Genomic DNA, 20,805 nt, shown 5'->3' on the forward strand with positions numbered 1-20,805 from the left:
TGGCAACAGGCTGCGGGCAAAAATGGGGGCGTATTGTCGCAGATCCTGACCGACGGGGCCTGGACCCGCTTGCGCCCGTGGCCGTCGTGCTTGATGATTGGGCCAGCTGACATGGAGGCAGCCCTGATGCAGATGACCCCGCGGGCCGCACGGCCCCGCTTCCTGCTTGTCGAGGACGACATCATCAGCCGCGGTTTTTTCAAGGCGGCGTTGGAAACGTTACCGGCGGATGTGGATACCGCAGATTCGCTGGCCAGTGCCCTGGCCAGTGCCGAACCCGGCGCGCATGATCTGTGGCTGATCGACGTCAACCTGCCGGATGGCAATGGCGCGCAACTGCTGCGTGAGCTACGCCGCTCACATCCCGACACACCGGCGCTGGCACATACGGCCGACGGCGATACCTCCATCCACGCCCGCCTGCGCGAAGCCGGTTTCAGCGACACCCTGGTCAAGCCGCTGGGCCGCGACCAGCTGCTGAAGGCCGTGCGCCGTGCGCTGGTCAACAGCCCGGCGGGAATCTTCGTGGCACAGGCCCCGGCCGCGGTCGAGCTGGCCGTGCAGGACTGGGACGAGACTGCGGCATTGGCCGCGCTCAATGGCCAGCGCAACCACCTGATCGCACTGCGCGAGCTGTTCCTGGCCGAGTTGCCCGGTGTGCGCGACGCGGTCGAGCAGGCGGTGGACCAGCACGACGAGCGCCAGCTGCGCAGCCAGCTGCACCGGTTGCAGGCGAGCTGTGGCTTCGTGGGGGCGGCACGGTTGGGCCGGGCGGTGCGCCAGCTGCATCATGCACCCGAGTCCGGGCAGGCCCAGGACGGGTTCCGCGCCGCGGTAGCTGCCCTGCTGCATTGAGGGTTTTTCGGCAAGGCTGCGCCCTGCACCCGCAGAGGCTTCAAGCCAAGCCAAGGCAACAGCAACAGCAACGGCATGCATTCCGTGGGTTGGCGGTGCGGTATCGGAGGGCGGGGACGCCGTAAACCCGTCCTTGGGGGCTTGGCAGCCGCATCCATGCGGCTGACACCCCGCCCTCCGATACCGCCCCACCTCTTACAGTTTTCCGCGATCGGGTAGATCCACGCCATGCGTGGATGAATTTCTGTCAGATATCGAAATCAATCTGGGGTCGGATCCGTTTTCCTGCGGAAAACGGATCCGACCCCACGCCGTTCCGACAGTTCGCGGAACACTGTCGAAGGCGGGGTGGGTCCGGTTGCGGGAGTGTCCGCGGCATGGATGCCGCGGCCAAGCCCCCAGGGACGGGTTTACGGCGTCTCCCGCAACCGGACCCACCCCGCCTACCCACGGATAGCCAGCTTTTGCCGTTGACGTTGATTCGGCAGGTGCAGGGCTGCAAGCCCTCCCGCCCCCCCCCCCCTACCTGCGCGGCGCAAGCTGCTCGAGCATTTCCCAGGACTTCAGCCCGCGCGCGCCCAGGTGATGGGCCAGCACCCGCCGCATCGGCAGGCGCAGGCTGGCCAGATCGGCGGCATCCGGTTCTTCGTCGGCCGCAAGGGCCAGCAGCGCCGAGCCAGTGGCCGCCGCCCGGCGCTCCCCGCCACGCTCGCTCAGCAGGCGCTGCGCCCCTTCCTGCGGGTCCAGCTCGTAGCGCGCAGCCGGGTCGATCGGCTGGCCATCACTGGCACTGTCCAGCTCGAAACCCAGGCCCAGCGCGGACAGCAGTTCGCGCTCGAAACGGCGCAGGGTCCAGGCCAGGCCGGCACCGACCGCCAGCCGCGCGCGTGCCTCACCGTAGGCAAGGTACAGCTCCGGCAGCGGGTCCTGGCGCGGGGCCAGGCGCAGGGTCAGTTCACTCAGGTAGAAGCCGGCCAACATCGCCTGGCCGACCAGGCGTGGTGCGGCATCCAGCGCCTCGGCACCCCGCAGCTGGGCCAGTTCACCCCGCTGCTGGGCACTGAAGCGGATCCACTGCAACGGCTGCAGGGCGGCGCGCAGCACCTGGCCCTTGGCGGTGGACACGCCACGCGCCAGCAGGCCGATACGGCCATGCTGCGCGCTCAACACTTCGACCAGCAGGCTGGTCTCGCGGTAGGCCCGTGCGTGCAGCACGAAGCCGGTGTCGTCCTCGATCATCATCGAAGCGACCGTCGCGGCTTATTCGTAGCCGAAGGCCTTCAGCGCGGCCTCGTCGTCGGACCAGCCTTCACGCACGCGCACCCAGGTTTCCAGGAACACCTTGGCCCCGAACAGACGCTCCATCTGCAGGCGGGACTTGGCGCCGATCTCCTTCAGGCGGGCGCCGCCCTTGCCGATCACGATGGCCTTCTGGCCCTCGCGCTCGACCCAGATCACCGCACCGATGCGCAGCAGGTTGCCATCCTCGGTGAAGCGCTCGATCTCGACGGTGGTTGCGTACGGCAGTTCCTCGCCGAGCTGGCGCATCAACTGCTCGCGCACCAGTTCACCGGCCAGGAAACGCTGGCTGCGATCGGTGATCTCGTCCTCGCCGAACATCGGCGGGGCTTCCGGCAGCAGCTTCAGCACGTCGCGCACCAGCGCTTCCAGGCCGTTGCGCTTCTGCGCCGAGATCGGGTGCACGGCGGCGAAATCACGACCTTCGGTCACCTGCTGCAGGAACGGCAGCAGCGCGCCCTTTTCCTTCAGGCGATCGATCTTGTTGACCACCAGCACCACCGGGATGCCGGCGTCGCGCAGCACGTTGAACGCCAGGCTGTCCTCTTCATCCCAGCGACCGGCTTCGATCACCAGCAGCCCTGCATCGACGCCTTCCAGCGAGCCACGCGCGGCGCGGTTCATCACCCGGTTCATCGCCCGCTTCTGCACCTTGTGCAGGCCGGGGGTGTCGACCAGGACCAGCTGGCCTTCCGGATAGGTGGCGATGCCCAGCAGGCGATGGCGCGTGGTCTGCGGACGGTTGGAGACGATGCTGACCTTGGCGCCGACCAGGGCATTGGTCAGGGTCGACTTGCCCACGTTCGGGCGGCCGATGACGGCCACGCTGCCGCAATGATGGGGAGTTTGTTCGCTCACTTGGAATCCAGTTGTTCTAGGACGGCCGCAGCCGCCTGTTGTTCGGCAAGCCGCCGCGAGGCGCCTTCGCCCTCGGTGCTGGCGGCCGGGTCGGCTACGTTGCAGCGTACCCGGAAGTGCTTGGCGTGGTCGTCACCGGATTCTGACACCAGTTCATACTGCGGCAACGCCTTCTGTCGGGCCTGCAGCCATTCCTGCAGGCGGGTCTTGGGGTCCTTCTCGGGCCGGCCGGAGGCCGGCAGTGCCTCGATCGAAGCGCTGAACCAGGGCAGTACCACCGCCCGGCAGGCCTCGAAGCCGGCATCCAGGTAGATCGCAGCCACCACGGCTTCCACCGCGTCGGCCAGGATCGAATCACGACGGTGGCCGCCGGACTTCATTTCGCCCGGACCCAGGATCAGTCGATCGCCCAGTTCCAGGGTGCGCCCGATCACCGCCAGCGCGCCTTCACGCACCAGCTCGGCGCGGGCACGGGTCATCGCGCCTTCGTCAGCCTTGGGCCAGCGCTGGTACAACGCCTCGGCCGCCATCATGTTGACGATGCTGTCGCCCAGGAACTCCAGGCGCTCGTTGTGTGGCGCACCGGCACTGCGATGCGTCAGCGCCTGCTTCAGCAGCGCCGGGTCGCGGAAGGGATGACCGATCAGGTCACCACGTTGGAAAGGTTTATTCGGCACCGCTTCGGGTCAGGTCCTGGGATGAATCGAATTTGCCAACCACGTCCAGGTTGCCGACCAGCGGACGGCGCACTTCGTAGTTGACCTTGAGGGTCCAGCCATTGTCGCGGCGGTCGAACTTCACGTTGGCCGGCTTCACGTTTTCCGAGTAGTTGATGTACAGCCGCTTGAAGAACAGATCCTGGATCCGGGCCGGTTCCATGCTGCCCACACCCGGCTCGTTGGCCAGGCTCTTCATCGCCGAGCGCACCGCGTAATACTCCTGGTACATCGGGAACAGCTTCATGCCGATGTAAAGGAAGAAACCGACCACGATCAGGACCGCCAGGAACGAGGTCAGGGTCATGCCACGCTGCGTGTTCATCGTCTTCATTGCGTTCTCCCCAGATACGCGTTGGATGTGAAAATACTCGGTTGATGCCCGATCAGTTGATGCTCGAGCCGATCCGCGACGGCTCGAAGCCATCCTTGCAGAACCAGCCCTGGCAGTTCAGCCAGATCAGGAAGGCCTTGCCGCGCAGGTTTTCCTCCGGCAGCAGGCCCCAGAAACGGCCATCGTCGCTGTTGTCACGGTTGTCGCCCATCACCAGGTACTTGCCGGCCGGCACGGTCCACTGGCCCTGGCCACGCGGATAGTCGGTCTCCAGCACGGTGTGGGTACGACCCGGCAGGTGTTCGACCAGCAGGTTGGCACCCTCGCCCTGGCCCTTGTGGCCTGCATAGATGCCCTTGTTGTCGTACTTCAGCGGTTCGCCGTTGAGGATCACGCCGTCGCCTTCGAAGACCACGGTGTCGCCCGGCACGCCGATGACGCGCTTGATGAAGTTCTCACCCTTGGCCGGATCGTTGTCGCTGTGGCCGGGGAAGTGGAACACCACCACGTCGCCGCGCGACGGCTCGCCAAACGGCACGATCTTGGTGTTGCTGATCGGCAGGCGCAGGCCGTAGGAGAACTTGTTGACCAGGATGAAGTCGCCGATCAGCAGGTTCGGCATCATCGAGCTGGACGGGATCTTGTACGGCTCGGCGATGAAACTGCGCACGATCAGCACGATCGCCAGCACCGGGAAGAACGCACGCGAGTAATCCACCAGCACCGGCTCGGAGTCGAGCAGGCCCGCGCGCTGGGCGCGACGCTTGGCGAGGTACAGCTTGTCCGCGAGCAGGATCAGGCCCGAGGCCAGGGTCAGCACGACCAGGAGGATCTCAAACAGTTTCATTCAGGGTCCTTTGCAACGTCACCAGACGACCGGCCCCGCAGGGCCGGTGCGGGCCTTACTTGTTGTCCATCTGCAGGACGGCCAGGAACGCTTCCTGCGGAATCTCCACGCGTCCGACCTGCTTCATGCGCTTCTTGCCTTCCTTCTGCTTTTCCAGAAGCTTCTTCTTGCGCGAAACGTCGCCACCATAGCACTTGGCCAGCACGTTCTTGCGCATGGCCTTGACCGTGGTGCGGGCGATGATCTGCGAGCCGACGGCGGCCTGGATGGCCACGTCGAACATCTGGCGCGGGATCAGGTCCTTCATCTTCTCGCACAGCTCGCGGCCACGTCGGTCAGCGTGGCTGCGGTGCACGATCAACGACAGCGCATCGACCTTGTCACCATTGATCAGCACGTCCACGCGCACGAACGGGCCTGCGTCGAAGCGCACGAAGTGGTAATCGAGCGAGGCATAGCCGCGGCTGACCGACTTCAGCTTGTCGAAGAAGTCCAGCACCACCTCGGCCATCGGCAGCTCGTAGCTGATCTGCACCTGGCTGCCCAGGTAGTTGATGCCGATCTGGCTGCCGCGCTTTTCTTCGCACAGCTTGATGATGTTGCCGATGTACTCCTCGGGGGTGAGCACGTTGGCGCGGATGATCGGTTCGCGGATTTCCTCGACCTGGTTCACCGCCGGCAGCTTGGCCGGGTTGTCCATGTTGATGATCGAGCCATCGGTCTTCAGGACCTCATACACCACCGTCGGCGCGGTGCTGATCAGGTCCAGGTTGTATTCGCGCTCCAGGCGCTCCTGCACGATTTCCATGTGCAGCATGCCCAGGAAGCCGCAGCGGAAGCCGAAGCCCATCGCTTCGGAGCTTTCCGGCTCGAAACGCAGCGCGGCATCGTTCAGGCGCAGCTTGTCCAGCGCTTCGCGCAGGTCCGGGTAGTCTTCGGCATCGACCGGGAACAGGCCGGCGAACACGCGCGGCTGCATTTCCTGGAAGCCCGGCAGCGGCTTCGGCGCCGGATCGCCGGCCAGGGTGAGGGTGTCGCCGACCGGCGCGCCATGCACGTCCTTGATGCTGGCGGTGACCCAGCCCACTTCACCGGCACGCAGCGCCGGCAGCACCTTGCGCTTCGGCGTGAACACGCCGACGTTGTCGACCTGGTGGTTGCGGCCGGTCGACATCACCTGCAGCTTGTCACCGGCCTTGATCTCGCCCTGCATCACGCGCACCAGCGACACCACGCCGAGGTAGTTGTCGAACCACGAGTCGATGATCAGCGCCTGCAGCTTGTCGGTGTCGCGCGGCGCCGGCGGCGGAATGCGGTGCACGATCGCTTCCAGCACGTCCTGCACGTTGAGGCCGGTCTTGGCACTGACCGGCACGGCGTCGGAGGCATCGATGCCGATCACGGCCTCGATCTCGGCCTTGGCGCGCTCGATGTCGGCGGTGGGCAGGTCGATCTTGTTGATCACCGGCACCACTTCCAGGCCCTGCTCCACGGCGGTGTAGCAGTTGGCCACCGACTGGGCTTCCACGCCCTGCGCCGCATCGACCACCAGCAGCGCGCCTTCGCAGGCGGCCAGCGAGCGGCTGACTTCATAGGAGAAGTCGACGTGGCCGGGGGTGTCGATGAAGTTCAGGTGGTAGGTCTGCCCGTCCTTGGCCAGGTACGGCAGTGACACCGACTGCGCCTTGATCGTGATGCCACGCTCGCGCTCGATCGGATTGGAATCGAGCACCTGCGCTTCCATCTCGCGGGCCTGCAGGCCACCGCAGAGCTGGATGATGCGGTCGGCCAGCGTGGACTTGCCGTGGTCGACATGGGCGATGATGGAGAAGTTGCGGATGTTCCGCATCGAATCAGAAGACATAGGTGGCGGCGGCGCGCGGCGTCGTCAGGGTAACGGTCGATTATCGCACGCCCAGCGCCCGGCCGCTAAAACCGGCTGCCGGGCACCGGCCCGGAACGACCGAAGCCCCGCCGGGGCGGGGCTTCGGGGGAGGCCCAGGGGCCGCCGGAGCGGCCCCGGCAGGCCCTACTGGCCGGCCTTGACCGCCACGAAGGCGCTGTTGCCGTTGGCCGTGCGGACCAGCAGCATGACCACGTCGTCCTTCTTGAAGCTGGACAGCGCCCGGTTCAGGGCATCCACACTGCCGACCGCGACGCGGCCGACCTGCAGGATCACCATGCCCGGCGACAGGCCGGCATCACGCGCCGCCTGGCCCTTGACCCCGGTGATGCGCACGCCTTCGTTGCCGTTGAGCCCGAACTGCTTGCGCTGAGCCGCGCTCAGGTCGCTCACGTCCAGCCCCAGCAGGGCATTGGCCCCGGTCTGCGGCGCCGCCTCGGCACCGCCGGCCGACGGCCCGCGGGCACTGGCCTGCCCGTCTTCACTCAGGGCGGTCAACGTGGCACTGAGGTCATGCGGCTTGCCGTCGCGGTACACCACCAGGTTCACCTTGCTGCCCGGCGCCATCGCACCGATCAGCGGCGGCAGGTCGGACCAGCTGTTGACCGGGCTGCCGTTGACCGAGCGGATGACGTCGCCCACCTGCACGCCGGCCTTGGCGGCCGCACTGCCGGCCACGATCTGGTTGACCAGGGCGCCACGACTGTCCGGCAGGCCCAGGCCCTGCGCCTTCAGCGAATCGATCGGCTCCACGACCGCGCCGAGCTGGCCGCGGGTGACCTTGCCGCTCTTCTTGATCTGCTCGACCGCGCTCATCGCCAGGTCGATCGGGATCGCGAAGCTGATGCCCATGTAGCCGCCGGACGCGGAGAAGATCTGCGAGTTGATGCCGACCACTTCGCCGCGGGTGTTCAGAAGAGGGCCACCGGAATTGCCCTGGTTGATCGCCACGTCGGTCTGGATGAACGGCACATAGCGCTGGTCGGGGCCGCCCGTACTGCGGCCGACGGCGCTGACCACGCCGGCGGTGACAGAATGGTCGAGGCCGAACGGCGAGCCGATCGCGACAACCCACTGCCCCGGCTTCAGGCTGTTGGAGTCACCCACGCGCACGGTTGGCAGGTTCTTCCCGTCGATCTTCAGCAGGGCGACGTCGTACTGCTGGTCGCTGCCCACCACCTTGGCGGTGAACTCACGGCTGTCGCCCAGCTTGACCTTCACGTCACTGGCGTCGGCCACCACGTGGTAATTGGTCAGCACATAGCCATCGGGCGAGATGATGAAGCCCGAGCCCATGCCACGGCCCTTGATGCTGGGGCCACCGTCTGGCCCACCCGGCCCCTGCCCCGGCATCGGGAAGTCGGGACCAAAGAAGCGGCGGAAGAACTCCGGCATGTCATCGTCGCCCATCGGGCCGCGCGCGGCCTGGCGGTTGTTGCGGACGATGGTGGTATCGACGTTGACCACGCCCGGGCCGACCTGTTCGACCAGGTTGGTGAAGTCGGGCAGGCCACTGACCAGCGGCTGCGCCGGTGCCCGCGCGGCCGCGGCTGGCGCGGGCTGGGTCTGCGCGACGGGCGCCGGCGCCTGTGCGCAGGCCACCAGGGGAAGGGTCAGGGCCAGCAGGCCAATGGCCTGCGTGCGGAGTCGGGGAGTCATCGGACGGCAACCTCCGGGTCGGGTGGAAAGAGGAATACGGGCCCCGCCGACGGCGGGGCGTGAAGGCGCCCGGCTCAGTCGCGCGGGCGCGGCGGCACCGGCAGGTCATCCTGCAGGCGCGGCTCGAACGGATAGAACGCGGCACTACCGGCGTGGGCCGGGAAGCTGGCATTGAGCGCGCCGCCAGCGGCGGGCGCCAGGCTGGAGCGCGGCCATGGCCGGGCCTGCAGTCCGCTGACCTCGCCGAACGGCAGGTTGCGGTTGGCGTTGGCCGGCACGGTCGGGGTCAACGGTGCCTGCACGGCGGCGATGGCGCGCTGCGAAGTATCGTCGCGCTGGGCGGCACGCGCGGCCTGCTGGCTGCGCGTAGCACTGGCACGGCGGGCGTCCTGGCGGCGGCCCGCCGCGGCCATCGCTACGGCCGGCGCAGCAGCCACGGCCACTGCGGCCGTGTCCACCGAAGCCTCGGTGACTGGGGTCGGCGCGGCCGGTGCCGGCGTCAGTTCCGCCTGGCTGGCGATCACCTGCGGCGCCTGCGGTTCACCCGGCGTCGCCTCCTTCAATTTCTCGCCGCCGATGAACAGGGCGACCGCGGCCACAGATGCGGCCAGCGCAGCACCGCCGCCCCAGGCGCGCCAGCCACTGCGACGCATCTGGCGACGCGGCTCGGCCTGCGGCGTCGGCTCTGCCGCAATGGCGGCCGCAACGGCGGCACTGAAGCCGGCCGGTGCCAACGCCGGGGCCTGCCCGCGCATCACGTCGCCCAGCAGCTGCCAGCGCTCCTGGCAGCCGGCCAGTTCGGGGTCGTGTTCCATCCGGCGCAGCAGGAAGCGCGCTTCATCGGCACCCAGCTCGCCATCGACCAGGGCCGACAGCTGCTCGCGATGGCGCTGGTCCAGGCGCTGCCCGGCGGGCGATTGATGGTTCTGCGATTCGTTGAACGGATTACTGGTCATACGCGGCTCTTCTCACGGGTGGCGCTGCCGATGTCCAACAGCGGCCGGAGTTCGGTGTCGATCGCCTCGCGCGCCCGGAAGATCCGGGAACGCACGGTGCCGATCGGGCACCCCATCTTCTGCGCGATATCCTCGTAGCTCAGGCCTTCCACCTCGCGCAGGGTGATCGCCGACCGGAGTTCCTCCGGCAGCGCGTTGACGGCCTTCATGACCGTCTGTTCCAGCTCCTGGCGCATCAACTCGCGCTCGGGCGTGTCGGTGTCCCGCAGGCGGGTACCGCTGTCGAACTGCTCGGCGTCACCGATGTCGATGTCATCGGTCGGCGGACGACGATTGTGTGAAGCCAGGTAGTTTTTGGCGGTATTCACGGCGATTCGATGCAACCAGGTTGAGAACTGGGCATCGCCACGGAAACTCCCGATCGCGCGGTAGGCACGGATGAAAGTGTCCTGGGCGACGTCCTGACATTCGCTCCAGTCGGCGATGTAGCGACCGACCAGGGCCACGACCCGATGCTGGTACTTGCGCACCAGGACATCGAACGCGGCACTCTCGCCGTGCTGCACGCGCCGGACCAGCTCCAGATCCAGCTCCTGAGGTGTATCAACATCGGCCATGAGGGGCCGCACTCCTGTCAGCCCAACCGACGTCGGGCAATGAGACTGCCAATCCCGGGAAAAGTTCAGTCGCCGATCACCTGGCGCCGCACCAGCTTTTAACCACCATTCGGTTAGCGTCCCGGTCCACGGCCATGGATCCGGGGGCGCCACTCCCCTGCTATTGGGATTTGACGCGGGGGAAACAACCTCTGGATCATAGCCGCTTCTCCATACACAACCGGATGGAACGTCCATGCTCTCAGGCTTCGATGGTCTCCGCTTCAGCCACTGGCACCCCGAGATCCGCGACGACGGCGTGGTGGTTCTCTCCCTGGATCGCCAGGACAGCAGCGTCAATGCGATGTCGCAGGACGTACTGCTGGAACTGGGCGACCTGCTTGAGCGCATTGCCCTGGACCCGCCCAAGGGCGTAGTCATCCAGTCGCTGAAGAAGGCCGGCTTCATTGCCGGTGCCGACCTGAAGGAGTTCCAGGAATTCGACCGTCGCGGCACCGTCAACGACGCGATCCGGCGTGGCCAGGCCACCTACCAGAAGCTGGCCGAGCTGCCCTGCCCGACCGTGGCGGCCATCCACGGCCACTGCCTGGGCGGTGGCACCGAGCTTGCCCTGGCCTGCCGCTATCGCGTGGCCTCCAATGACAGCAGCACCCGCATCGGCCTGCCGGAAACCCAGCTGGGCATCTTCCCGGGGTGGGGTGGCAGCGCCCGCCTGCCGCACCTGGTGGGCGCCCCGGCAGCGATGGACATGATGCTGACCGGCCGCACCCTGTCGGCCTCGGCCGCGCGTGGCATCGGCCTGGTCGACAAGGTGGTGGCACCGGCGGTGGTGCTCGACACGGCCGTTGCACTGGCGCTGTCCGGCACCACCCGCCCGTTCAAGCAGCGCGCCACGGCCTGGGCCACCAACACCTGGCTGGCACGCACGCTGCTGGCACCGCAGATGGTCAAGCAGGTCGCCCGCAAGGCGAAGAAGGACCAGTACCCGGCGCCGTACGCACTGATCAGCACCTGGCAGCGCAGTGGCGGCAAGCCGATCCAGGCCCGCCTGGACGCCGAGCGGCGTGCCGTGGTGAAGCTGGCCAGTACTCCGACCGCGCGCAACCTGATCCGTATCTTCTTCCTGACCGAACGCCTGAAGGGCCTCGGTGGCGGTGATTCCGGCATCCGCCACGTGCACGTGGTCGGCGCCGGCGTGATGGGCGGCGACATCGCCGCGTGGGCCGCCTACAAGGGCTTCGAAGTGACCCTGCAGGACCGCGAGCAGCGCTTCATCGACCCGGCCATGGAACGCGCGCAGGCGCTGTTCGCCAAGAAGGTGCGCGACGAGAGCAAGCGCCCGGCCGTGGCCACGCGCCTGCGTGCCGACCTGGAAGGCAACGGCGTGGCCGAGGCCGACCTGGTGATCGAGGCAATCATCGAGAACCCCGAAGCCAAGCGTGCGCTGTACCAGACGCTTGAGCCGAAGATGAAGCAGGACGCCCTGCTGACCACCAACACCTCGTCGATTCCGCTGGTGGAACTGCGCGACCACATCCAGCGCCCTGCGCAGTTCGCGGGCCTGCACTACTTCAACCCGGTAGCGCAGATGCCGTTGGTGGAGATCATCCATCACGACGGCATGGCGCCGGAGACCGAGCGCCGCCTGGCCGCGTTCTGCAAGGCGCTGGGCAAGTTCCCGGTGCCGGTAGCCGGCAGCCCGGGCTTCCTGGTCAACCGCGTGCTGTTCCCGTACATGCTGGAAGCGGCCACCGCGTATGCCGAGGGCATTCCGGGCCCGGTGATCGACAAGGCCGCGGTGAAGTTCGGCATGCCGATGGGCCCGATCGAACTGATCGACACCGTCGGCCTGGACGTGGCCGCCGGCGTCGGCCGCGAACTGGCGCCGTTCCTGGGCCTGCAGATCCCGGCCGCACTGCAGACGGTGGAACCTGACAAGCGCGGCAAGAAGGATGGCCAGGGCATCTACACCTGGGAGAACGGCAAGCCGAAGAAGCCGGACGTGGCCAGCGACTACCAGGCCCCGGCCGATCTGGAGGACCGCCTGATCCTGCCGCTGTTGAACGAGGCGGTGGCCTGCCTGCACGAGGGCGTGGTGGCCGACGCGGACCTGCTGGATGCCGGCGTGATCTTCGGCACCGGTTTCGCACCGTTCCGCGGCGGTCCGATCCAGCACATCCGTGCGGTCGGTGCCGATGCGATCGTCGAGCGGTTGAAGGCGCTGCAGCAGCGCCATGGCGACCGTTTCGCGCCGCGTCCCGGCTGGGACAACCCCGTCCTGCGCGAACCGGTGGTCTGAGTTCATCGGCCGGGCCTGCGGCCCGGCACCCGCAGAGGCAACCGCCGAAGCCAGAGCCGGAGCAACAGCCGGCTCTGGCTTTTCTGTTAGGCGGGCGGGGCGGTGTGGGCTTGCAGGACACGCCGTAAACCCATCCATGGGGGCTCGATGGCGCCATCCATGGCGCCAACGGTCCTGCCTGCCCACACCGCCCCACCCCTGACAGTTTCCCGGTAACGGTCGGTGAATCTCGATATCGGTGTGGATCACTACAAACTGATGGGTGTCGACCTTGCTCGTCACCAGGAGCGAAGCGACCGGCGTTTGATTTTGATTTTCTTTTTTCTTCTCCGTGGCTGGACGCACACGGAAACTGTCAGAGGCCGGGCGGGGTGGGTCCGCGGGGGTGTCCGCGGCATGGATGCCGCGGCCAAGCCTCCAGGGACGGATTCACGGCGTCCCCCGCGAACCCACCCCGCCCGGCCAAGCGCGGCTTTTGCTTTACGCAACCAACCCCACAGCCACGAGGGGCTGCGCCGTTGGCTGGAACACCCTGTTACCCATACGGGGCATGTGCCCGTCACAGCTGCATGCGATGCTCACCACCTGATCCCTGCCAGCGAGAACGCCCGCATGACCACCATCATCGCCCCGCGCGTGCACGACATCGGCGGCCTGGAAGTCCGTCGCGCCGTCCCCACCCTGCAGGCGCGCAGCATCGGCTCGTTCGTGTTCGTCGACCAGATGGGCCCGGCACTCATGCACCCCGGCACCGCCATCGACGTGCGCCCGCATCCGCATATCGGCCTGGCCACCGTCACCTACCTGTGGTCGGGCGCGATCGGCCACCGCGACACGCTGGGTTCGGATCAGGTGATCCGTCCCGGTGACGTCAACTGGATGACCGCCGGCCGCGGTATCGCCCATTCCGAGCGCACGCCGCAGCCGGACCGCGATCACGACAACCCGATCCACGGCATGCAGACCTGGGTCGCGCTGCCGAAGTCGCATGAAGAGATCGAGCCGGCGTTCTACCACCATGCCGCTGCCACCCTGCCCGAGCAGCGTCGCAACGGCGCGTGGCTGCGGGTGATCGCCGGCCGTGCGTACGGCGAGGAATCGCCGGTGAAGGTGTTCGCCGACACCCTCAACGTGGCAATCGATCTCGACCCCGATGCGGAAATCGATATCGACGACGGCCACCGCGAGCGCGCGTTGTACATCCTCGAGGGCGACGCGCAGCTGGATGGCGTGGATATTCCCGCGCAGCACCTGGTGATCCCCGAAGCCGGTGCACGCGGCCGCCTGCGCGCGAAGACGCCGGTGAAGGCGATGCTGTTCGGTGGCGAGCCGCTGGATGGCCCGCGCCACCTGTGGTGGAACTTCGTGTCGAGCTCGAAGGAGCGCATCGAGCAGGCCAAGCACGACTGGGAAGCCGGCCGCTTCGGCACCATTCCGGGCGACGACAAGGAATTCATCCCACTTCCGCAGTACTGAACATCGCGTGTTGCACACATCTGAAGGTGTATCCCTGCACCCGGCGTTGACGCGACAGTCACCCGCTGATCATTGAAATGTGACATAAATCACACTTTCGACCGTCAAAGGAGTGCAACACATGAGCATGGGTAAACGCTTGTCCGCCGAGTTCCTCGGCACGTTCTGGCTGGTTCTGGGTGGCTGTGGCAGTGCGGTGCTGGCCGCCAAGTTCGGTGGCGACGGCAATCCGCTGGGTATCGGTTTCCTCGGCGTGGCGCTGGCCTTCGGCCTGACCGTGGTGACCGGCGCCTATGCGTTCGGCCATATCTCCGGCGCGCACTTCAACCCGGCAGTCAGCGTCGGGCTGTGGGCCGGTGGTCGTTTCCCGACCAGGGATCTGGTGCCCTACATCATCGCCCAGGTTGCCGGCGGCCTGCTGGCCGGCTTCATCCTGCTGCAGATCGCCTCCGGCGCCACTGGCTTCGCCATCGACGGCAGCCAGGCGGGTGCGTTCGCCAGCAATGGCTATGGCGTGCTGTCGCCCGGCGGCTACAGCGTGGCAGCCGCCTTCCTGTGCGAAGTGGTGCTGACGGCGGTGTTCCTGATCGTGATCATGGGTTCCACCCACGGCAAGGCACCGGCCGGTTTCGCCCCGCTGGCGATCGGCCTGTCGCTGACCCTGATCCACCTGATCAGCATTCCGGTCACCAACACCTCGGTGAACCCGGCCCGCTCCACCGCCGTGGCCTTCTTTGCCGGCAGCGGCGCAGTCAGCCAGCTGTGGCTGTTCTGGGTCGCTCCCCTGCTGGGCGGCGCGATCGGCGGCCTGATCTACAAGTGGATCGGCAGCGACCGCTGATCCTCGCGACTCCCATTGCGGCCGACCCTCGGCCGCAATGGTTACGTCTGCAACCGCGAATTGTGCGATTGCTCACGTTCCGTTAAGGTTGAGTTGACCGTCCGTGCACATGCCGGATGGGGCGGCATCCGGGGATGGGATGCCACGGCCGCCGGCCCTGCTGGCGGAGCCAAACAACTCATCACCTTGGGGGATGCATGAAGTTCGTGCCTGTCATCTTGTCGAGCCTGCTGTTCGCTGCGGCCCAGGCCGCCGCGCAGGCGCCGTCCGAATGTCCTTCGCTGCCAGCCAGCAGTGGCCTGCAGTGGCAGCAGCAGGTGCAGGCCGATTTCCTGGTCTGCCGCGCCAGCACCCCTGATGGCCGCGAAGTACTGAGCCTGATGCTCAGCGCGCGTGACCCCGCCATTCCGCTGAGCCGCTCGCTGCGCCAGGAAAAAGGCAGCTTCGGCGGTGAATCGCTGTACTGGTACCAGCCCGACCTGGGCGGCCAGCAACCGCCGGGTTACGCCGAACGGCGCATCAGCGTGGTCAAGATCGACAAAGGGCGTTACGCGCAGATTGCGCTGTATCCGGACAGCGCGCAGGAGCTGAGCTCACTGCAGCAGCTGGCGCAGGGCATGAGCCTGACCCCTTCGGCCGTGGCCGCCGGGCGCTGAAGGTGACGGGGATGACTGCCTGGCAGCATCCCCGCAATGCACCTCGATCGGCAGGCAGTGCCGGCCGCCGGCCGGCAAACCCTTCGGTCCTGATCAAAAGCAGGTGCCGGCCGGCGGCCGGCACTACCTCAGAACCTGCCTTCCTGGAAATCGACGAAGGCCTGCATCAGTTCCTGCCGCGTGTTCATCACGAACGGGCCGTGCCGCATCACCGGCTCGCGCAACGGACGGCCGGCCACCAGGATCAGCCGCGCGCCTTCGCTGCCAGCCGAAACATGCAGCTGTTCGCCGCCGCCCAGCACCGCCAGCTCCTGGCGCGCAACATCACGGGCGGCGTCCTGTTCACCCACCGTCAGTCCGCCTTCAAATACATAGGCAAAGGCGTTGTGGCCTTCCGGCAGCGTGTAAGTCCAGGCCCGGTCGGGCGCCAACGTGATGTCGAGATACAGCGGCTCGGTGGCCGGCTGCACGATCGGGCCGCGGGTGCCGTCGACCGAGCCGGCGATCACCTTCACTTCCACGCCGGCTGCCGGCTGCACCACGGGAATGCGCTCGGGCGCGAACTCCTGGTACTTCGGCTCGGTCATCTTCTCCTTCGCCGGCAGGTTCACCCACAGCTGGAATCCACGCATCTGCCCGCTTTCCTGCTCGGGCATCTCCGAGTGCACCAGGCCGCGGCCAGCGGTCATCCACTGCACGCTGCCCGGGGTCAACAGGCCTTCGTTGCCATGGTTGTCGCGATGCCGCATGCGTCCGTCGAGCATGTAGGTGACGGTCTCGAAACCGCGGTGCGGGTGTTCCGGGAAGCCGGCGATGTAGTCCTCGGCCCGGTCGGTGCCGAATTCATCGAGCAGCAGGAACGGGTCCAGGTCCGGCAGCGTCGGGCCGCCGATGACGCGGGTCAGGCGCACGCCGGCACCGTCGGAGGTGGGCATGCCACGGATGGTGCGCAGCACGCGGACCGGTTCGGGAAGGCTCATGGCGACTCCTGTGGGATGGATGCCCCTGAAGATGGACGCCACATGGCCGTACGCCAATGGATGGCACCGCAACCAATTGTTCCATCCCTGATGTTGGCTGCACGTCAGCGCCACCGTCGTACGACCAAAGTACTACCGCCGATTCGTCCTGTGCCAATTGACCCTGTCGTGGGCAAGCAGGACTCTTTGACTGTCTTTCCGGGAGAGAGCACCTCATGAAAGGGTTTTCCAAACTGGGCTGGGCGGCACTCGCCCTGCTCGGCGCATTCTGTCTGGGCACCGTCGCCCTGCGCCGCGGCGAGCACATCAACGCACTGTGGATCGTGGTGGCCGCGGTCTCGCTGTACCTGGTCGCCTACCGCTTCTACAGCCTGTTCATCGCCAACAAGGTGATGCAGCTGGATCCGACCCGGGCCACCCCGGCGGTGATCAACAACGATGGCCTGGACTACGTGCCGACCAACAAGCACGTGCTGTTCGGCCACCACTTCGCCGCCATTGCCGGCGCCGGCCCGCTGGTCGGCCCGGTGCTGGCCGCGCAGATGGGCTACCTGCCCGGCCTGCTGTGGCTGGTGGTGGGCGTGGTGCTGGCCGGCGCAGTGCAGGACTTCATGGTGCTGTTCCTGTCCAGCCGTCGCAACGGCCGCTCGCTGGGTGACCTGGTGCGCGAGGAGATGGGCCAGGTACCCGGCACCATCGCCCTGTTCGGTGCGTTCCTGATCATGATCATCATCCTGGCGGTGCTGGCGATGGTGGTGGTCAAGGCGCTGGCCGAAAGCCCGTGGGGCATGTTCACGGTGATCGCGACGATGCCCATCGCGATCCTGATGGGCGTGTACATGCGCTACATCCGCCCCGGCAGGATCGGCGAGATTTCGGTGGTTGGCCTGATCCTGCTGCTGGCCGCGATCTGGTACGGCGGCAAGGTCGCCGCCGACCCGGTGTGGGGGCCGGCGTTCACCTTCACCGGCACCCAGATCACCTGGATGCTGATCGGCTACGGCTTCGTCGCCTCGGTGCTGCCGGTGTGGCTGCTGCTGGCCCCGCGCGACTACCTGTCGACCTTCCTCAAGATCGGCACCATCATCGCGCTGGCCATCGGCATCCTGGTGGTGATGCCGGAACTGAAGATGCCGGCGCTGACCCAGTTCGCCGCCAGCGGTGATGGCCCGGTGTGGAAGGGCGGCATGTTCCCCTTCCTGTTCATCACCATCGCCTGCGGTGCGGTCTCCGGTTTCCACGCACTGATCTCCTCCGGCACCACGCCCAAGCTGCTGGCCAATGAAGCGCACATGCGCTACATCGGCTACGGCGGCATGCTGATGGAATCGTTCGTGGCGGTGATGGCGCTGGTGGCGGCCTCGATCATCGATCCGGGCATCTACTTCGCGATGAACAGCCCGGCCGCCGTGATCGGTGCCGATGCAGCCTCGGCGGCGCACTACATCACCAACACCTGGGGCTTCACCATTACCCCCGAGCAGTTGACCGCGACCGCGGCCGCCATTGGTGAACCGACCATCCTGCACCGCGCCGGTGGTGCACCGACGCTGGCGGTAGGCATCGCGCAGATCCTGCACGAAGCGATTCCCAGTGGCAGCGACGCGATGATGGCGTTCTGGTACCACTTCGCGATCCTGTTCGAAGCCTTGTTCATCCTGACCGCGGTGGACGCCGGTACCCGCGCCGGGCGCTTCATGCTGCAGGACCTGCTGGGCAACTTCGTGCCGGCCCTGAAGAAGACCGAGTCGTGGACCGCCAACATCATCGGTACCGCCGGCTGCGTGGCGCTGTGGGGCTACCTGCTCTACACCGGCGTGGTCGATCCGTTCGGCGGCATCCAGACGCTGTGGCCGCTGTTCGGCATCTCCAACCAGATGCTGGCTGGCATCGCGCTGATGCTGGGCACGGTGGTGCTGTTCAAGATGAAGCGTGACCGCTATGCGTGGGTCACTGCGGTACCGGCGGTGTGGCTGCTGATCTGCACCACCTACGCCGGCTTCATCAAGATCTTCGACAGCAACCCGGCGCAGGGTTTCCTGGCGCAGGCACACAAGTTCCAGGCCGCGCTCGCCAGCGATACGATCACTGCACCGGCCAAGTCGGTGGCGCAGATGAAGCAGATCGTGGTCAACGCCTACGTCAACACCGGCCTGACCGCGCTGTTCCTGCTGGTGGTCGGCGCGGTGCTGGTGTATTCGATCAAGACCATCCTGGCGGCACGCCGCAACCCGCAGCGCAGCGACCGCGAGACCCCGTACGTGGCGCTGAAGCCGCATGAAATGGTGGATCTGTGATGAGCACGCAACTGGTTCCCGCCGGCCAGTACCAGGCGCACCGCCGCATCTGGCGGCGCCTGGTGCAGACCGCACGACTGTGCTGTGGCATTCCTGATTACGACAATTACGTCCGGCACATGCTGGATAAGCACCCGGACCAGGAGCCGATGGACTACAAGACGTTCTTCCGCGAGCGCCAGGAAGCGCGTTACGGCGGGCGCAACGGCGGGCGCTGCTGCTGAGGGCCAGGCCTGCCTTTCAGCAGGCAAAAGAAAGCCGAGCGCGGGCTCGGCTCTACACGGGCAGAGCGGGTTCGCGGCGCACGCCGCGAACCCGCAACAGGATCGTCCGGCCAGGACTCAGGCGCCGGCCATCCACTTCAGGATCAGGCCGGTGACATACGCCAGCCCGGTGCCGGTGGCATAGCCCACCGTACCCAGCAGCACGCCCACCGGCGCCAGCGTCGGATGGAAGGCTGCGGCCACCACGGGGGCCGAGGCGGCCGCGCCGATGTTGCCCTGCGAACCGATCGCGAAGAAGAACAGCGGCGCGCGCAGCAGCTTGGCTACCCCCCACAGCACCAGCACGTGCGTGGCCATCCAGATCGCGCCAAGCAGGAACAGCCACGGCCGATCCAGCAGCGACAGCAGGTTCATCTGCATGCCGATGCAGGCGATCAGGAAGTACAGGAACACCGTGCCCAGCCGCGAAGCGCCTGCGGCTTCCAGCCGGCGCGCACGGGTGAAGCTCAGGCCCAGGCCCATCGCCGTGGACAGCAGGATCACCCAGACGAACTGGCTGTCGAGGCTGAACTGGCTGGCCCAGCTGACATTGGCCTTGAACCAGCCCGACAACGGCGCGGCGATGGCATGGGCCAGGCCGACGCCACCCAATGCCACGCCAACGATCACCATCAGGTCGGTCATGCTGGGAATGCGCGCGTTCTGTGCCTCGTAGGCGCTGATGCGTGCCTTCATCTCGTCGATGGCGCGGGTGTCGGCACCGTTGCGGGTATCGATCTGCTGCGCGCGGTTGGCCAAAAACAGCAGGATCGCCATCCACAGGCTGGCGCAGGCCACGTCGACCACCGCGAACTGGCCAAAGGTGGTGGCATCGGTGCCGAACACCTCGCGCATGGCCACCATGTTGGCGCCGCCACCGATCCAGCTGCCGGCCAGCGCGGCCATGCCGGCCCAGGTATCACCGGCCACCGTTTCCGGATGGATCAGCTTCATCAGCTGGAACGAGACGATGGCGCCGAGCATGATGCCGGCGGTACCGGCGCAGAACACGATCAGCAGCTTTGGGCCGAGCTTGATGACGCCTTTCAGGTCGATCGACAGTGTCAGCAGGACCAGCGCAGCGGGCAGCAGCACGTCGCGCGCGACCGGGTTGTACAGCGAGGTGTTGTGGCCATCGATGACACCGGCGGTGTTGTAGATGGCGGGGATGAAGTAGCACAGCAGCAGTGCCGGCACCCAGGCGAAGATCTTCTTCAACAACGGGGTCGGACCACTGGCGGCCCAGAAGATCAGGGCCAGGGTGGCGGCAATCAGGCCCAGTCCAACGATGTCGTTGCTGATCAGGGCGGTAGCGGGTTCGGTCGGCATGGGATCCTCTGTCGATCGAAAGAGCGGAGAAAAAAAAGCGCCGCATGAAGCGGCGCAGGTCGAGATTAACATTGTCTTCACGCCTGGTCATGCTGCGCTGCTTGTCGCCTTCCCCTGCATTGACGACGATTGCGGCATCACCGTTGTGGAGCAGGCCCATGCAGCTTGGTGCGTTCTCTGTCAGCCTGTCCGTGAAGGACCTGGCCGCCTCCCGCGCGTTCCACGAAGCCCTCGGGTTCTCGGTCACCGGTGGCGATCCCACGCAGAACTGGCTGGTAATGCGCAGCAACGGCACGGTCATCGGGCTGTTCCAGGGCATGTTCGAGGGCAACCTGCTGACCTTCAACCCCGGCTGGGACCAGCACAGGCAGGAGCTGCCCCACTTCCAGGATGTGCGTGAACTGCAGGCGGAACTGGATGCCAAGGGCATCGAACTGGCAGTCCGCACTGACCCCGATGGCCAGGGGACCGGCTACCTGCAGCTGGCCGATCCCGACGGCAACGTGATCCTGATCGACCAGCACGTGGCGCGGCCGAACGGGCGGTAATGCGAACAGCCATTGCGTGGGTAGGCGTCGACCTTGGTCGACGGGCCGCATGCCAACCAAGGTTGGCATCTA

General features: G+C 66.7%; 19 protein-coding genes. 8 read left to right on the plus strand and 11 right to left on the minus strand.

Going from position 1 to position 20,805, the window contains the following annotated elements:
• The first annotated feature begins 126 nt into the window (after positions 1-126).
• Positions 127-855: a response regulator gene (locus AC5P7I_RS00475; protein ID WP_014647994.1), complete on the plus strand. Its 729-nt coding sequence runs from the start codon at positions 127-129 to the stop codon at positions 853-855.
• Between the two features lie 522 nt (positions 856-1,377).
• Here AC5P7I_RS00475 and recO read toward each other — a convergent pair.
• From recO to rpoE, 9 genes are all read right to left on the minus strand, one after another.
• Positions 1,378-2,097, minus strand: a complete 720-nt coding sequence (recO, locus tag AC5P7I_RS00480; protein WP_014647995.1) for a DNA repair protein RecO — start codon at positions 2,095-2,097, stop codon at positions 1,378-1,380.
• Between the two features lie 18 nt (positions 2,098-2,115).
• Positions 2,116-3,012: a GTPase Era gene (gene era / locus AC5P7I_RS00485; RefSeq protein WP_005410599.1), complete on the minus strand. Its 897-nt coding sequence runs from the start codon at positions 3,010-3,012 to the stop codon at positions 2,116-2,118.
• Positions 3,009-3,689 (minus strand): ribonuclease III, encoded by a 681-nt coding sequence (gene rnc / locus AC5P7I_RS00490; RefSeq protein ID WP_046431951.1) that lies wholly within the window; start codon positions 3,687-3,689, stop codon positions 3,009-3,011. The genes era and rnc overlap by 4 nt, the downstream gene beginning before the upstream one ends.
• Positions 3,679-4,062 (minus strand): DUF4845 domain-containing protein, encoded by a 384-nt coding sequence (locus AC5P7I_RS00495; RefSeq protein WP_014647998.1) that lies wholly within the window; start codon positions 4,060-4,062, stop codon positions 3,679-3,681. The genes rnc and AC5P7I_RS00495 overlap by 11 nt, the downstream gene beginning before the upstream one ends.
• A 52-nt stretch (positions 4,063-4,114) precedes the next feature.
• Positions 4,115-4,909 carry a signal peptidase I gene (gene lepB, locus AC5P7I_RS00500; protein WP_014038087.1) on the minus strand — a complete coding sequence of 265 codons (795 nt, stop codon included), beginning with the start codon at positions 4,907-4,909 and terminating at the stop codon, positions 4,115-4,117.
• 55 nt (positions 4,910-4,964) lie between these two features.
• Entirely contained in the window at positions 4,965-6,758 is a 1,794-nt protein-coding gene (gene lepA, locus AC5P7I_RS00505; RefSeq protein WP_032958997.1) for a translation elongation factor 4, read from the minus strand.
• Between the two features lie 180 nt (positions 6,759-6,938).
• Positions 6,939-8,471 carry a DegQ family serine endoprotease gene (locus AC5P7I_RS00510; RefSeq protein ID WP_014648000.1) on the minus strand — a complete coding sequence of 511 codons (1,533 nt, stop codon included), beginning with the start codon at positions 8,469-8,471 and terminating at the stop codon, positions 6,939-6,941.
• Positions 8,472-8,545: 74 nt separating this feature from the next.
• Entirely contained in the window at positions 8,546-9,427 is an 882-nt protein-coding gene (locus AC5P7I_RS00515) for a sigma-E factor negative regulatory protein (protein WP_262088035.1), read from the minus strand.
• A complete protein-coding gene (gene rpoE / locus AC5P7I_RS00520; RefSeq protein ID WP_014038091.1) occupies positions 9,424-10,044 on the minus strand; it encodes an RNA polymerase sigma factor RpoE in 621 nt (206 codons plus the stop codon). The genes AC5P7I_RS00515 and rpoE overlap by 4 nt, the downstream gene beginning before the upstream one ends.
• 235 nt (positions 10,045-10,279) lie before the next feature.
• Here rpoE and AC5P7I_RS00525 point away from each other — a divergent pair, with 235 nt between their 5' ends.
• The 4 genes from AC5P7I_RS00525 to AC5P7I_RS00540 all read left to right on the plus strand — a co-directional run bounded on the left by AC5P7I_RS00525 (position 10,280) and on the right by AC5P7I_RS00540 (position 15,316).
• On the plus strand, positions 10,280-12,343 hold the full coding sequence (locus AC5P7I_RS00525) for a 3-hydroxyacyl-CoA dehydrogenase NAD-binding domain-containing protein (RefSeq protein WP_262088036.1): 2,064 nt from the start codon (positions 10,280-10,282) through the stop codon (positions 12,341-12,343).
• Between the two features lie 612 nt (positions 12,344-12,955).
• Complete coding sequence (locus AC5P7I_RS00530; RefSeq protein WP_005410608.1) at positions 12,956-13,819, plus strand: pirin family protein; 864 nt, start codon at positions 12,956-12,958, stop codon at positions 13,817-13,819.
• A gap of 121 nt (positions 13,820-13,940) precedes the next feature.
• Positions 13,941-14,660, plus strand: a complete 720-nt coding sequence (gene aqpZ, locus AC5P7I_RS00535) for an aquaporin Z (protein WP_046431960.1) — start codon at positions 13,941-13,943, stop codon at positions 14,658-14,660.
• 197 nt (positions 14,661-14,857) lie between these two features.
• Complete coding sequence (locus AC5P7I_RS00540) at positions 14,858-15,316, plus strand: hypothetical protein (RefSeq protein WP_014648004.1); 459 nt, start codon at positions 14,858-14,860, stop codon at positions 15,314-15,316.
• A gap of 128 nt (positions 15,317-15,444) precedes the next feature.
• Here the strand turns inward: AC5P7I_RS00540 and AC5P7I_RS00545 are convergent, their stop codons facing one another.
• The gene (locus AC5P7I_RS00545; protein WP_014648005.1) at positions 15,445-16,296 is read right to left on the minus strand and encodes a pirin family protein; all 852 of its coding nucleotides are present in this window, start codon (positions 16,294-16,296) and stop codon (positions 15,445-15,447) included.
• Between the two features lie 215 nt (positions 16,297-16,511).
• Here AC5P7I_RS00545 and AC5P7I_RS00550 point away from each other — a divergent pair, with 215 nt between their 5' ends.
• Together AC5P7I_RS00550 and AC5P7I_RS00555 are read left to right on the plus strand one after the other, a co-directional pair.
• Positions 16,512-18,593 carry a carbon starvation CstA family protein gene (locus AC5P7I_RS00550; protein ID WP_014648006.1) on the plus strand — a complete coding sequence of 694 codons (2,082 nt, stop codon included), beginning with the start codon at positions 16,512-16,514 and terminating at the stop codon, positions 18,591-18,593.
• Positions 18,593-18,817, plus strand: a complete 225-nt coding sequence (locus AC5P7I_RS00555) for a YbdD/YjiX family protein (RefSeq protein ID WP_032958992.1) — start codon at positions 18,593-18,595, stop codon at positions 18,815-18,817. The genes AC5P7I_RS00550 and AC5P7I_RS00555 overlap by 1 nt, the downstream gene beginning before the upstream one ends.
• A gap of 117 nt (positions 18,818-18,934) precedes the next feature.
• On the opposite strand, the gene AC5P7I_RS00560 is transcribed toward AC5P7I_RS00555, so the two are convergent.
• Entirely contained in the window at positions 18,935-20,185 is a 1,251-nt protein-coding gene (locus tag AC5P7I_RS00560) for a DUF819 family protein (protein WP_053496043.1), read from the minus strand.
• A 158-nt stretch (positions 20,186-20,343) separates the two neighbouring features.
• On the opposite strand from AC5P7I_RS00560, the gene AC5P7I_RS00565 reads away from it, so the two are divergent.
• A complete protein-coding gene (locus tag AC5P7I_RS00565) occupies positions 20,344-20,733 on the plus strand; it encodes a VOC family protein (RefSeq protein ID WP_014648009.1) in 390 nt (129 codons plus the stop codon).
• Positions 20,734-20,805: the final 72 nt, after the last annotated feature.

The organism is Stenotrophomonas sp. YJH_SMC_138 (assembly GCF_059369855.1).

Excerpts from the sequence above, each read along its gene's own strand:
- AC5P7I_RS00475 (WP_014647994.1), top strand. The coding sequence starts at position 127 with ATGCAGATGACCCCGCGGGCCGCACGGCCCCGCTTCCTGCTTGTCGAG.
- recO (WP_014647995.1), bottom strand. The coding sequence starts at position 2,097 with ATGATGATCGAGGACGACACCGGCTTCGTGCTGCACGCACGGGCCTAC.
- AC5P7I_RS00495 (WP_014647998.1), bottom strand. The coding sequence starts at position 4,062 with ATGAAGACGATGAACACGCAGCGTGGCATGACCCTGACCTCGTTCCTG.
- lepB (WP_014038087.1), bottom strand. The coding sequence starts at position 4,909 with ATGAAACTGTTTGAGATCCTCCTGGTCGTGCTGACCCTGGCCTCGGGC.
- lepA (WP_032958997.1), bottom strand. The coding sequence starts at position 6,758 with ATGCGGAACATCCGCAACTTCTCCATCATCGCCCATGTCGACCACGGC.
- AC5P7I_RS00510 (WP_014648000.1), bottom strand. The coding sequence starts at position 8,471 with ATGACTCCCCGACTCCGCACGCAGGCCATTGGCCTGCTGGCCCTGACC.
- AC5P7I_RS00515 (WP_262088035.1), bottom strand. The coding sequence starts at position 9,427 with ATGACCAGTAATCCGTTCAACGAATCGCAGAACCATCAATCGCCCGCC.
- rpoE (WP_014038091.1), bottom strand. The coding sequence starts at position 10,044 with ATGGCCGATGTTGATACACCTCAGGAGCTGGATCTGGAGCTGGTCCGG.
- AC5P7I_RS00525 (WP_262088036.1), top strand. The coding sequence starts at position 10,280 with ATGCTCTCAGGCTTCGATGGTCTCCGCTTCAGCCACTGGCACCCCGAG.
- AC5P7I_RS00530 (WP_005410608.1), top strand. The coding sequence starts at position 12,956 with ATGACCACCATCATCGCCCCGCGCGTGCACGACATCGGCGGCCTGGAA.
- aqpZ (WP_046431960.1), top strand. The coding sequence starts at position 13,941 with ATGAGCATGGGTAAACGCTTGTCCGCCGAGTTCCTCGGCACGTTCTGG.
- AC5P7I_RS00540 (WP_014648004.1), top strand. The coding sequence starts at position 14,858 with ATGAAGTTCGTGCCTGTCATCTTGTCGAGCCTGCTGTTCGCTGCGGCC.
- AC5P7I_RS00545 (WP_014648005.1), bottom strand. The coding sequence starts at position 16,296 with ATGAGCCTTCCCGAACCGGTCCGCGTGCTGCGCACCATCCGTGGCATG.
- AC5P7I_RS00550 (WP_014648006.1), top strand. The coding sequence starts at position 16,512 with ATGAAAGGGTTTTCCAAACTGGGCTGGGCGGCACTCGCCCTGCTCGGC.
- AC5P7I_RS00555 (WP_032958992.1), top strand. The coding sequence starts at position 18,593 with ATGAGCACGCAACTGGTTCCCGCCGGCCAGTACCAGGCGCACCGCCGC.
- AC5P7I_RS00560 (WP_053496043.1), bottom strand. The coding sequence starts at position 20,185 with ATGCCGACCGAACCCGCTACCGCCCTGATCAGCAACGACATCGTTGGA.
- AC5P7I_RS00565 (WP_014648009.1), top strand. The coding sequence starts at position 20,344 with ATGCAGCTTGGTGCGTTCTCTGTCAGCCTGTCCGTGAAGGACCTGGCC.